At 54.5% G+C, this 12,995-nt stretch carries 10 protein-coding genes; 7 read left to right on the top strand and 3 right to left on the bottom strand.

Annotation, left to right across the window (positions count from 1 at the left end):
* The first annotated feature begins 5 nt into the window (after positions 1-5).
* The 4 genes from rpiB (at position 6) to B5E84_RS04985 (ending at position 4,300) form a co-directional block, all read left to right on the top strand.
* Positions 6-452 carry a ribose 5-phosphate isomerase B gene (gene rpiB, locus B5E84_RS05000; protein WP_087220118.1) on the top strand — a complete coding sequence of 149 codons (447 nt, stop codon included), beginning with the start codon at positions 6-8 and terminating at the stop codon, positions 450-452.
* A gap of 8 nt (positions 453-460) precedes the next feature.
* Complete coding sequence (locus tag B5E84_RS04995; protein WP_087220115.1) at positions 461-1,306, top strand: triose-phosphate isomerase; 846 nt, start codon at positions 461-463, stop codon at positions 1,304-1,306.
* A gap of 172 nt (positions 1,307-1,478) precedes the next feature.
* Complete coding sequence (locus B5E84_RS04990; protein ID WP_087220112.1) at positions 1,479-2,969, top strand: lactate racemase domain-containing protein; 1,491 nt, start codon at positions 1,479-1,481, stop codon at positions 2,967-2,969.
* A gap of 227 nt (positions 2,970-3,196) precedes the next feature.
* On the top strand, positions 3,197-4,300 hold the full coding sequence (locus tag B5E84_RS04985; RefSeq protein WP_087220109.1) for an AAA family ATPase: 1,104 nt from the start codon (positions 3,197-3,199) through the stop codon (positions 4,298-4,300).
* Between the two features lie 240 nt (positions 4,301-4,540).
* Here B5E84_RS04985 and B5E84_RS04980 read toward each other — a convergent pair whose 3' ends face one another.
* The 3 genes from B5E84_RS04980 to B5E84_RS04970 form a co-directional block, all read right to left on the bottom strand.
* Positions 4,541-5,923: a vWA domain-containing protein gene (locus B5E84_RS04980; RefSeq protein WP_087220106.1), complete on the bottom strand. Its 1,383-nt coding sequence runs from the start codon at positions 5,921-5,923 to the stop codon at positions 4,541-4,543.
* Positions 5,924-6,030: 107 nt separating this feature from the next.
* Entirely contained in the window at positions 6,031-7,179 is a 1,149-nt protein-coding gene (locus B5E84_RS04975; RefSeq protein ID WP_087220103.1) for a M23 family metallopeptidase, read from the bottom strand.
* A gap of 125 nt (positions 7,180-7,304) precedes the next feature.
* On the bottom strand, positions 7,305-8,108 hold the full coding sequence (locus B5E84_RS04970) for an MBL fold metallo-hydrolase (RefSeq protein ID WP_087220099.1): 804 nt from the start codon (positions 8,106-8,108) through the stop codon (positions 7,305-7,307).
* A gap of 288 nt (positions 8,109-8,396) precedes the next feature.
* Between B5E84_RS04970 and B5E84_RS04965 the strand changes: the two genes are divergently transcribed.
* The 3 genes from B5E84_RS04965 (at position 8,397) to B5E84_RS04955 (ending at position 12,871) form a co-directional block, all read left to right on the top strand.
* Complete coding sequence (locus tag B5E84_RS04965; RefSeq protein ID WP_087220096.1) at positions 8,397-10,331, top strand: fructose-1,6-bisphosphatase; 1,935 nt, start codon at positions 8,397-8,399, stop codon at positions 10,329-10,331.
* A 326-nt stretch (positions 10,332-10,657) separates the two neighbouring features.
* Positions 10,658-11,185 carry a DUF1700 domain-containing protein gene (locus B5E84_RS04960; protein ID WP_087220093.1) on the top strand — a complete coding sequence of 176 codons (528 nt, stop codon included), beginning with the start codon at positions 10,658-10,660 and terminating at the stop codon, positions 11,183-11,185.
* Between the two features lie 27 nt (positions 11,186-11,212).
* Positions 11,213-12,871: an O-antigen ligase family protein gene (locus B5E84_RS04955; RefSeq protein ID WP_087220090.1), complete on the top strand. Its 1,659-nt coding sequence runs from the start codon at positions 11,213-11,215 to the stop codon at positions 12,869-12,871.
* The last annotated feature ends 124 nt before the right edge of the window (positions 12,872-12,995 follow it).

The raw sequence follows: 12,995 nt of genomic DNA, 5'->3' as shown, positions 1-12,995 counted from the left end.
GCAGCATGAAATTGGGTATTGGATGTGATCATGGAGGATTTGAATTAAAAGAGGAGCTGAAACGCAGGCTTTGTGCGGAAGGCTATGAGGTGACAGACCAGGGAGTATATGATCAAAATGAGGTAGATTATCCCGATATAGCCAAAATCACAGCCGATGGAATACGGAATGGTGAATATGAAAAAGCCATTCTTGTGTGTGGGACCGGAATAGGGATGAGCATTGCGGCAAATAAAATTTCCGGTATCAGGGCTGCGCTTTGCTGTGATTGTTTTTCAGCCAGAATGGCCAGAGAACATAACGATGCCAATGTAATCGCGTTGGGAGCCAGGACAACAGGCGTAGAACTCGCCTGGGAGATTTTGCGTTCATATTTAAACGCTGAATTTTTGGGAGGAAAACATACAGTAAGAGTAAACAAAATTATGCAGCTTGAGAAAGGGGAGGTGTAAAACGGTACATGAAACACATTTTTCTGAATTTAAAGCGCTTTGACATCCCCAAATCCCAGGGCGGCGTAAACACCATTGCCCCGCCGGCGGAGTGGGGCGGCTTTATTGTGAGCCAGATCCAGGACGGGGTGCGTCGGCTGGCGGAGGCAGCGGGGGAGGAGACAGAGTTTGTGATGTACCTTCCGGAGGCCCACATCATCCCGGCCATCCAGGCGAAAGCGGCGGGAAACCCGGTGCAGATCGGCTGCCAGGGCGTATACCGGGACGATGTGGCTCCCGGCCATAATTTTGGCGCGTTTACCACGAACCGCACCGCCAAGGCGGTGAAAGCCCTGGAGTGTGAGAGCGTTCTCATCGGCCACTGTGAGGAGAGAAACGACAAGGCCGGCATCTTAAAGGAGGCTGGCGTGGAGGACACGGCGGCGGTGAACCGGCTGTTAAACCAGGAGGTAAAGCAGGCGGTGGAGGCCGGACTCTCCGTGCTCTACTGCATTGGCGAAAAGGCGGAGGAGCAGGAGCGGTGGAAAGAGGTGCTGCGGGAGCAGATCGAGACGGGCCTGGCGGGAGTGGACAAAAGCCGGGTGGTGATCGCCTATGAGCCGGTATGGGCCATCGGCCCCGGAAAGACACCGCCGGACAAGGAATACATTACAAAGATCGCTGAATATGTAAAAGAAGTCTCCGGCGGCATGGACGTGGTGTACGGAGGCGGGTTAAAGCAGGATAACGCCAGAATGCTGGCGGAAATCCCCTCCATCGACGGCGGACTGATCGCCCTGACCCGGTTTACGGGGGAGATCGGTTTTTATCCGGAGGAGTATCTGGAGATCGCCGGATTGTATCTGGGGGTTTAGGGCTTAGAGGGCGCAGTATTGCGCGCAGAGGAATATGGCTACTGACGCATCCGCGCTCCGGCGCGGGTGTGCGCTAAGCGCACACTTTTTATATCATCACTTGCATCATCACGGAATTTCCGGCGGCAGGCTGCGTTTTCCTGCCGTCCCACAGCAAAGAGAGGTAATGACAATGAAAAATTTACAGTTTGAATATGGGCACGGCCTGATGAACGCGTCCCTTCCGGACAATACCGATGTATTTATCCCGGGAGTGACCGTGCCGGATCCGCCCTGTATCCCGGAGGAAAAGCTGGAGGAGGCATATTTGCAGTCCATCCGCAACCCCATTGGGATGCCGCCGCTTTCCGAGCTGGCCCACAAGGGCTCAAAGGTCACCATCGTATTCCCGGACATTGTAAAAGGCGGGCTCCAGCCCACCTCCCACCGGAAAATGTCCATCCGCATCATTTTAAACGAGCTTTACAAGGCCGGCGTGGAGAAGAAGGACGTCCTTCTCATCTGCTCCAACGGCCTTCACCCGAAAAACAAGATCCCCCAGCTGAGAGCCATTCTGGGCGAGGAGCTGTTTAACGAGTTCTGGTACACCGGGCAGATCATCAACCACGACAGCGAGGACAAGGAGCATATGGTGGACTGCGGCTATACCGACAGAGGGGATCCCGTATTCCTAAACCGCTACGTCCACGACTGTGACCTGCCGATCCTCATCGGCCACACCCAGGGCAACCCCTACGGCGGCTATTCCGGCGGCTACAAGCACTGCGCCACCGGTTTGAACCACTGGACGTCCATCGCGTCCCACCACGTGCCCCAGGTGATGCACCGCCAGGATTTCACCCCGGTGAGCGGCCATTCTCTCATGCGGACAAAGTTTGACGAGATCGGCATGAAACAGGAAGAACACATGGGCAAGAAATATTTCTGCTGCGACGCCGTTCTCGACACCCAGTCCCGGCAGATCGAGATCAATTCCGGCTACGCCGCCGAGATGCAGCCCCTTTCCTGGCATATGGCGGACAAGCGCACCTACGTGCCCTTCGCGGAAGAAAAGTACGACATCATGGTATTTGGAATGCCCCAGGAGTTCCACTACGGAAACGGCATGGGCACCAACCCCATCATGATGATGCAGGCCCTCTCCGCCCAGGTCATCCGTCACAAGAGGGTGATGAAGGAAAACTGCGTGATCATCTGCTCCTCCATCTGCAACGGCTACTTCCACGACGAGCTGTGGCCCTACCTTCGGGAGTGCTATGATATGTTCCAGCACGACTACATGAACGTGCTCACAGACATGAACCGCTACGGCGAGTATTTCGCCACCAACGAGGAGTATATCCGGAAATACCGTTTCTGCAACGCCTTCCACCCCTTCCACGGCTTTTCCATGATGAGCTGCGGCCAGATCGCGGAAATGAACACCTCCGCCATCTACATCGTAGGCGCCCAGGAACCGGGCTACGCCAGAGGTATGGGCTTAAAGACCAGGGCGACCTTCGAGGAGGCGCTCCAGGACGCCATGAGAAAATACACCGGCCCCAACCCCAGAATCCTGGCCCTGCCCCAGACCTTTAAGCTGTCGGCCGTACATCTGATGCTGAAGGATCAGGTGTATGACGGGACGAATGGGTGCGCGCGGCCGGAGGCGTATGTGAAGTAGTGCGGGGAGATTGGAAGAAAAATTGAAATAGAAGAAGAATAGGAAAAATGAGAAAAATGGCATTTTGTTGGCTGGAAAGGCTGATGAGGTGCCATTTTTTGTTCTATTTATGAGTTTCAAAAAATATAATGTTAATAATAAGCTTGATTTTTTGGTGAGATGAGGTATAATAAATGTGCAGACATTACTTCGCAAATGACGAACAAATATACAAAAGAGGAAATGCCATGATTATTATGGACGTTAAGGTGGACAACCTGTATGCGTTGAAAAATTTTCACATGAATATGTCTTATCCCAAGAAAATTGTAGACTCTACAGTACCTGGGGAATATCTGGAGGACAGGCCGAACTTTCGCTATAAAAAGGTCAATATTATTATGGGTGGAAACGCGACGGGAAAGACGTCTCTGGGAAAGCTGCTGATGCTGTTTGCCAATTATTTTCGTGATGGAGAATATGGCCGTTTTACCAGGATCATAGAAGATCGAAAACGGGATGCGAGTTTAAGCGTGGATTTTGTCACCTGTGATGAAATTTTGTGCCGTTTTGAAATGCACATTGCGGCAAAGGAGAACGAAGAATACGGGGAAGAAGATGTAAATATTCGTATTTCAGGTACAGAAATTGGAAAACGGGATAATTATGAAATCTGTGCTGCCCGCTTGGACAGAGACGAGGGAGAGGAATTTCCATACGATAAAATAAAAACGAATGGATGGATATTTTCTTATCCTTACGATGCCAGTAAAAGTAAAACGTATCGTTCGATTGAAAGTGACAGCAGATACCTTCACATTTTAGAACAGGTTTTGAAAACTCTGGATCCTTCCATACGGGAGGTGATAAAGGTAAAAGAGCTGGAGAATACATACGCAATCAAGCTCAATCATCAGTCTGTGATTATTAAGGACGGTCAGATTGTAGATACGCAGCTTTTGTCCAGCGGGACAAAGGCCGGTCTGGATATTTCTTATATTATCGCCTCTCTTATCTGTGATATGCACGATCTGTACTACTGTGACGAGCTGTTTTCCTATGTCAACAGCGATGTGGAAAAGGCCTGTCTGTCCATTATTATTGATAAGCTGAATGGGAAGAAACAGCTGTTTTTCACAACGCACAATGTGGATATTCTGGATATGCAGCTGCCAAAGCATTCGTTTACCTTCTTAAAGAAGAATGTGGAGAATAAAGAAAAACCGATTCAGTGTGTATACGTTTCGGATTTTCTGAAACGGAATACGGATTCCCTGAAAAGTGCGGTGGAAAATGATCTGTTCTGCACTGCCCCGGATCTGGACAGGCTGTATGAGCTGATTGCGGACTAGTTGGCTTACGGGAAGCAGTTCGGACAAAGATTTTAAACGGGATCTGATTGGGTGCACGAATCTGGGAAAACGTTTGCAGAAATATGAGTTTGATATTGAAAAGTTTTGGTGCGGTGTACCTCAAAATGAGTTTCAGATATTTCCCAACGGCGCGTCAAAAATAAAAATCAAATCAAAAAAATAAGGAAAATACTCCCGCCCCGGCAGAGCATTTACGCTTTGCCGGGGCGGGATCATTTTTTATACAGTAATCAAAACATCACAACACCGATAATCCGTATCAATATTATGGGCAATAAACCGCGCCCGCAGATTCCTGGTGCCGCACATGGAGCCAGGGGCGCCGGTGGAGACGTTTAGGTCCTCCGGCAGCACGAATTTGATACATTTCACCAGCACATCCCGGCAGGTGGGGAACTGGTGGGCGGGGATGGTGAAGGCCTTCATGCCCCGCTGATACTCGTTTCCGGAGTCGTCCAGCTCTGTGAGGATGACGGCCAGGGCCACCCGGCGGTTCGGGCAGACGTTGCGGATGGTCACATCCAGCTGCACGATCCGTCCCAGGGATTCCAGATCGGCGTCTCCCAGGTCCACCACCACAGCGTCCTGGCAGCCGTCCAGTTCCAGGTCTACGGGAACGGGACATGGCTCCGGAGTTACGGAGGAACCGCAGGAAACGTCCACCGACGGGGACGGGAAAGTGACGGAGTTGCCCTCGGCGTCGGAGTAGGTGACGGATTGGTTGACCGCCTTCAAGCCGCCGGTGAGGCCGGTGTGGCGGGCGGTGAAGGAGAGCGAGGCCCCCTCGTTTCCGGTGACGCCAAGCTCGTCGATGGTCCAGCGCAGAGAGCGGGTTCCTGTAGAGGAGACCGATCCCTTGCTGGGCGCGGAAATGTTCTCAACCACGAAATCCTGGCTCAAAAGCTCGTCGATCACAATATCCGTGGCCCCGGGCTTGGAAATGTTTGCGGCCAGGTCGGCAAAAAGCTGCTCCAGATCCGCCGCGTCAGGAGTCACCGCCACGTGGGAGGCGTCCGGATCGGTGGCCCAGTCGTTTAAGACGGACACGTCGATGCCGTCGGAGCCAATGAGGCCGATGCAGTAAATGATAATACCGGACGCCCTGGCGGCAGCCGCCACAGGAGCGGGCGGAAGGCCGGCAGTGGTCTTTCCGTCGGTGAACATGACGATGACCTTGGCATTTCCGGAGGGCGGCTCAAACAGGCTGGCGGCCTCGGAGAATGCGGCGGCGTGGTTGGTGGAGCCGCCGGCGGTCAGGCTGTCTACCGCCGCCTTCAGATCCGCCACCGAGGTGATAAGCGGCTCATTTACCTGGGCGTCGTCCGCGAAACTGACGATGCCGATGCGGCTGCCGGAGCCGATATTTCCGTCCTGGGAGCTGTCTGTGGCCTCGTCGATGATGTCGATAAAGGTCTTGGCCCCCAGTTTCAGGTTGTCAAGGGGCATTCCCGCCATACTGCCGGAGCGGTCCAGCACCAGCACGATGTCCGTGGGGTTGGAGGAAATGTCGGGGGCGGCGGTCAGGGCCAGAGTGACGGTCACGGTTCCGTCGCAGGAGATCTGAGAAAGGTTCACTTGTTTATTGGAATTTACAATACCCATGGTAGTACCTCCGTTTTATGATAATGGAAGGGCTTGTTTCCCCTCACTATACCATATGCAGGAGGCGGCAGATGTGTCCGGACAGGCGGGGCGGCGGGAGAGATGCCTCAGCCGCCGCCGTTTTCATTTTCTAATTTCCCCATATACTCCGCCACCGCCGGATCCCGCATCTGGTACGTTCTGGTCCACTCCTTCGTCCCTTCCACCTTATACACCTCTGAACGGTGCAGGGAGAGGAATTTCACCAGCTCGTAGCAGTCGATCCAGATCTCGTTGTTTCCCTCCTTCTGGGACTCGTCGAAAATGAGCTGGATGCCGAAATGGAGGTGGGATTCGTCAATGTTGTTGGTGTTTTCCGTGGCGCTGTAGCCGGTGCGGCCCATGTAGCCGATCACGTCCCCGGCGCTCACCACGCTCCCCTCCTGGAGGCTGGACTGGTAGGGATAATTTTTCCTCAGGTGGGCGTAGTAATAGTACCGTTTCCCGTCAAAGCTGCGGATGCCGATGCGCCAGCCGCCGTACTGATTCCAGCCCAGAGCCTCCACCCGGCCCGACTCCACGGCGATGATGGGCGTTCCCACCTGCCCCATCATGTCATGCCCTAAGTGCTGCCGCCGGAACCCGTAGCTCCTGGAAACGCCGAAATCGTCGTACTCGCTGTAGGGAAACCCGTAGGCGATGGGGGAAAATGCCTTCAGCCCGTACTTGGTCACCCACACCTTTTCCCCGTCCCGGATGGGATTTCCGGCCTCATCTGTGGGAAGGGCAAAGTCGGGGGCGTCTTCGGCGGCGATCTCCGTCTCGTACTGTCCCAGCAGGCCGTCCAATACCGCCCCATAAGCCTCCCGGTAGTAGGGGAAATACTTCATGTCCGCGGCAATGGTTTCCATGGTCTCCCCGCTTTGCAGCCTGGCGGCGGCCTCGTCTAAGTCCGAGGCCCGGTAATGGGAAAAATCACCGCCGTATTTAGCGCCCAGATAGGCCAGCAGATCCACCCAGCCGATGTGGATTTCCGACTGGCAGGTGTCCACATCCAGGCGGAACGCCCGCTCCAGGGCCTCCTGGGGCACGTCAAAGTCCACCCAGTGGATAAAATCTCCGTCCCCGGCGGTGGGAATGGAGCCTAAGGGGCCGCGCCAGTTTCCAGAGAGCGCGGAAACAGCGGGAATCAGGATCAGAAAGAGAACCGCCCCCGTGAGGACGGCAAGAGCGGCCGTTTTAAGGCCCGCCAGAAAGGATTTTCGGTTCAAAAACATGGAGAGCCTCCTCCTATCTTCCAGTCAGCGGGCGGGGCGCGTCCGGAAAATCGGACGCCGCCCCGCAGTCAACATCGGTTTATGACTAAGATATGCGGACAGCTCTCCATATAGAATGAAAACCGTTACAGATCGAGGATTTCCCCGTCGTCCGGCACAAATAAGTTTCCGTGGTAATACTCCCTGCCTTCCGCGGTGTATTTCTCCTTGCGGACGGAAATCTGGTCGTCCTCTGTGTGCCAGAGCACCAGGTTGGGGATGTTTAAGGACTGGGCCAGCTCGCAGGCGTCCTTTACGGTGGAGTGATGTTTCTCATAGGGCTTGTACTTCTCCCGGTCGCCGTAGAGGCAGAAGGCCTCGTGGAGCAGCCAGTCACTCCCCTCCACGTAGGGCTGGCAGATGGGATTGTAGGGCTCGTCCCCGGCGCAGGTAAATTTCTTCCCGTTCTTTAAGTTCATGGTGAACCCAAACTGTCTGGCCTTTGTGGAATGGATGTCAAAAAAGGTCACGTCGTAGTCCAGAATCCGCTCCGTCTGTCCGTCTGTCACGGGCACCAGCCGGATCCGGTCGCCGATGAGTTTGCACAGCTTGCCCTGCAGGGTAAGGCGGCACAGGGTGGAAATGGTGTCCGGCAGCAGGTCGTGGCAGTAGATGTTTAAATTTCCCTCATATTTTCCAGACAGGATGCGGGAGCCGATCATCCGCACCATCCAGACAATGCCCAGGATGTGGTCCGTGTGCTCGTGGGTGACAAAAATGTTGTGGATGCTGTTTAAAGGCACGTTCATGTCGTTTAAGATCCGCAGGATCCCGTTTCCGCCCCCGGCGTCCACCAGAAAAAACTCGCTGCCGTCCTTTACGGCAAAGCAGGTATTGTAACAGCGGGTCACCGCGGCGTTTCCTGTGCCCAGCACATATAACTGTTCCATAAAATTCCCTCCGTGCCGGGCTTGTATGAAATGGAAAACTTGCCATTTTTTCCCGGCGTGTTATGATAAGTAATAGATGGGGCAAAAGGCGTTTTAACCCCGTAAAATGGGATTGTTTCGTGCGGCGCACGTTTCCAATCCTTATCATGATGTTGGGGTCCCAAGGTCAAAAATCCTCTTGCAAGCAAGCCTGCATCGGATTTCCGGCCTTTTGACCCTGGTATCTTATCATAAATATAGTACAATACAGGCGGAAATGCAACCGCGGAGCGAAGGGAGAATCGTAATATGAGAGATTTGGCGTATCTGAAACTGCTGTCCAGAGAATACCCCAGCGTAAAGACTGCATCCAGCGAAATCATCAACCTGACGGCCATCCAGGGCCTCCCCAAGGGAACGGAATATTTCTTCAGCGACATTCACGGAGAATATGAAGCCTTTATCCACCTGCTGCGAAGCGCCTCCGGTGTGATCCGGGAGAAAATCCGGGACACCTTCGGACACATCATCCCCGAGGAGGAACAGGTGGAGCTGGCCAACCTGATCTACTACCCGGAGCGCGCCCTCTCCCGCTACGAGGCGGCCGGGGAGCTGACGGACGACTGGAAACGGATCACCATTTACCGCCTGGTGCAGATCTGCCGGGTGGTTTCCTCCAAATACACCCGCTCCAAGGTGAGAAAGAAAATGCCCCCGGAGTTTGCCTACATCATCGACGAGCTTCTCCACGTGGACTACCGGGACAGCAATAAGGACGTCTACTACAGCGAAATTCTCCACTCCATGATCGACATCGACGTGGCGGACAAGTTTATCGTGGCTTTGTGCGAGCTGATCCAGAACCTGACCATCGACAGCCTTCACATCATCGGCGACATCTTCGACCGAGGCCCCAGGGCGGACATTATCATGAACGAGCTGATGAATTTCCACGACGTGGACATCCAGTGGGGAAACCACGACATCTCCTGGATGGGAGCCGCCACGGGAAACCCGGCCTGCATCTGCAACGTGGTCCGCATCGCCATCAGCTACAACAGCTTTGACGTGCTGGAGGACGGCTACGGCATCAACCTGCGCCCCCTGTCCATGTTTGCCGCCAGAATTTACCAGAACGATGAGTGCAAAATTTTCATGCCCAAAATCCTGGATGAAAACCTCTACGATGCCGTAGACCCCGGCCTGGCGGCCAAAATGCACAAGGCCATCGCCGTCATCCAGTTCAAGGTGGAGGGGCAGATCATCAAGCGCCACCCGGAATACGGCATGGAGGACCGCCTGCTCCTGGAACAGATCGACTATGAAAAAGGGACTGTCCGCATAGGACGGACAGAATATCCCCTGCGGGACAGCTATTTCCCCACCATCGACCCCAAAAATCCCTATGAGCTGACACGGGAGGAGGAAGATCTGCTCCACGTGCTCACATTTTCCTTCCTTCACAGCGAGGTACTCCACAGTCACGTGAGATTTCTCTACTCCCACGGCAGCCTGTACAGGAAATACAATTCCAACCTGCTCTATCACGGCTGCATCCCCATGGAGGAGGATGGCTCCTTCTCAGAGTACGCCGTAGACGGACATTCCTACTCTGGAAAGGCCCTGATGGACTACCTGGAAAAGGAGATTCACCGCGCCTATTTCCTGCCGGAGGGCAGCCGGGAGAAGGAAAACGCCTCCGACCTCATGTGGTATCTCTGGAGCGGCGCTAAATCCCCGGTGTTCGGCAAGGATAAAATGGCCACATTTGAGCACTATTTTATAGAAGAAAAATCGGTGGGAAAGGAGACTTTAAACCCCTACTACCGTTTAAGCCTTGAGGAGGAATGCTGCGACCGCATCCTGGAGGAATTCGGCCTTCCAAGGAACGGCTCCCACATCATTAACGGCCACGTGCCGGTAAAAATCAAGGACGGGGAAAAGCCGGTAAAGGCGGGCGGCAAGCTCTACATCATCGACGGCGGCCTCTCCAAGGCCTATCAGAAAACCACAGGCATCGCCGGCTACACCCTGATTTACAATTCCAACCATCTGGCCTTGGCGGAGCACAAGCCTTTTGATCCGAACCGGGAAAATACGCCGAAGGTGCATATCACGGAGACCCTGACCGCCAGAATGCGGGTGGCGGACACCGATCTGGGACGGGAGATGGCGGAGCGGATCCAGGACCTGAAGGAGCTGGTGGCGGCGTACCGGGGCGGGGTGCTGAAGGAGAAGAACTAGGACGGCGGAAAAGGCCACAGAATTTTCAAAATTTCTTTATGGAATGAGCGGGGAAACTATGGTATGATGGTACTATTATTGCCGGAAATCGGCTCTGCAAGGAGGCGCACTCCGCGCAAAGGAAAATGGCTGCTGGCGCAGCCGCGCTCCGGCGCGAGTGTGCGCTAAGCGCACACTTATTTAACAGAAAACTGCGTTTCCTGTTAAATAAGAATGCTCCGCAAGGAGGCGCACTCCGCGCAAAGGAAAATGGCTGCTAGCGCAGCCGCGCTCCGGCGCGAGTGTGCGCTAAGCGCACACTTATTTATTTAAACGAAGGAGAGGTTATGGATAGAGACGAGTTCCTGAGGACACTGAGAGAGGCTCTGTCCGGGGAGGTTGCCCCGAACATCATAGAAGAAAATATCAGATATTACGATGCCTATATCGTTGATGAAGTGCGAAAAGGCCGCAGCGAGAGGGAGGTCATTGAGGAGCTGGGAGGCGCGCGGGTGATCGCCAAGACGATTATTGACGTAGCCGCCGCAGGCGGCGAGGCCGGGACGGGAGACCCTTACGGGGACGCCTACCGGGAGAGCGCCTACAACTCCGGAAACGGCTACGGCGGCGAAAACCCCTACGGAGGAGATCCCTACGGCGGCGCGGAAAATGGAAACGGATCCAGAGGGCCGGAGCCGCCCCGGGGATTTCACGTTTACAACCTGGATAAATGGTATTGGAAGCTGCTGTTTTGGGTAATTATTTTCGCTGTCCTCATGCTGGTGATGTCTCTGGTGATGGGACTGGCGACCCTGCTGTGGCCGATTCTGGTGATCGGCCTGGTGATCTGGATGATCCGTGGCCTGCGCAGGTAAAGAACGGGGAGAAAGGAAGATTTCAGAATGGCACAAAATAAATCAAATGGGAAGGCAAACGGAACCGGGGATACCCTGGCACAGGTGATTTCTGGGTTTGTGGGAAACGTGACGGCCATCGCCACGCTCCTTCTGCTGTTCGTATTTCCCCTGTACATTACCAGTGAAAACTACAGCAACATCCTGCGGGCCAAGTACAAGTTTTTCTGGCTGATGGTGGTGGTTTTGGCCGCCGTCTGTCTGCTGGCCGGTCTGGCGTGGCTGTTTATCGACCGCATGGAGTACGGCGGAGCGGGGATGAAGAAATTCTTTTCCCGCATGAAACCGTCCAACTGGAAAGCGGTGTTTCCCGTGAGCGAGCGGGGCCTGCTGACGTTTATCGTCATTGCCCTGCTTTCCACCCTGACCTCCGAGTACCTGTACGAATCCTTCTGGGGCAACGAGGGCCGGTATTCCGGCTTTTTCCTGCTGCTTTTGTACGTGGTTATGTATTTTCTGCTGAGCCGTTTCCTGCGGTTTCGGCAGTGGTATCTGGATGCCTTTCTGCTGTCCTCCTCTCTGGCGGGGCTGTTTGGCATCACGGACTATTTCCGCATGGACATTATGGGCTATAAGGTGGGAGTGCCTCAGATAACGGCGGACATTTTCACCTCCACCTTTGGAAACATCAATACCTTCACCGCTTTTCTGGGGATGGCCCTGGCGGTGGCGGCGGCTTTGTTTGCCGTAGAGAAAAACGGGAAACGGGCGTTGTGGTACTTTCTCCACCTGGCCATCGCCAGCGCCGCCCTCATCACCTCCCAGAGTGACAACGGTTATCTGGCAGTGGCGGCCCTGTTTATCAGCCTGCCCTTCTTCCTGTTTAAAACCAGGATGGGGCTGCGCCGGTATCTGGTGATCCTGGCGGTCTTTTTCAGTGCTGCCGCCTGGGTGGGCTGGGTGAATGTGGCCATGGAGGAAACGGTGATTGGCCTCTCCGGCATCGGCGGCGTGGTGACCACTCTGCCGGGACTTCCCGTGCTGGCGGCGGCTCTGTGGCTGGCGGCAGTTGCCTTGTTTGTGCTGGATCGAAAACGGGAGAAGGCAGGAAAGAATGGGGATGGAGACGGGCTCTCAGACGATCCCTTAAGCCCGCTTCCGCGGCGGATCTGGATGTGGGCGATGATCGCAGCGGTGCTGGCCGTGGCTGTGATGTTTGTGGATGCCAACTTCCTGGGGCATGGGGAGAGGTATGGGGCGTTGGGGCAGTTCTTGGTGTTTGATGACGACTGGGGGACTCAGAGAGGGTTTGTGTGGCGGATTGCCTTTGAGGACTACCGAAACAAGTTTACCCCATTGCAGCGCGTCCTGGGCTATGGGCCGGATACCTTTGGCATCATCACAACGAAGTTCAACAAGATGGAAATGCACTACGCCACCGGCCAGATTTATGACAGCGCCCATAACGCCTATATCCACTATTTCGCGACTATCGGGCCGATTGGTCTGGCGGGGTATCTGGTGTTTTTGATCGGATCCCTGAAACGGTTCGCGTCGGCAGTGAAGGAAAAACCGGTGACGCTGGCGGTGTTTGCCGCTGTCCTCTGTTATTCGGCGCAGGCGCTAGTAAACATTGATCTCCCCATTGTGACTCCGTTTTTATGGGGATTCCTGGCGGTCGGCGCTGCCAGAATCAGGGCGAATTAACATTTTATTAAAGAATTTCTAATATTTTTAGGGGCTGATAAGATATACTTGTCAGCCCAGTTGTGCTATAATGGGGCGAGAACTGTGAAGAAACGCCCGGATTTTCCGGATGAAAGGTTTACAG

Source organism: Lachnoclostridium sp. An14, from assembly GCF_002160755.1.
GTDB lineage: Bacteria > Bacillota > Clostridia > Lachnospirales > Lachnospiraceae > Lachnoclostridium_A.
Note: the sequence above shows the minus strand (reverse complement) of the source record. Positions and strands in the feature narration are given on the sequence as shown.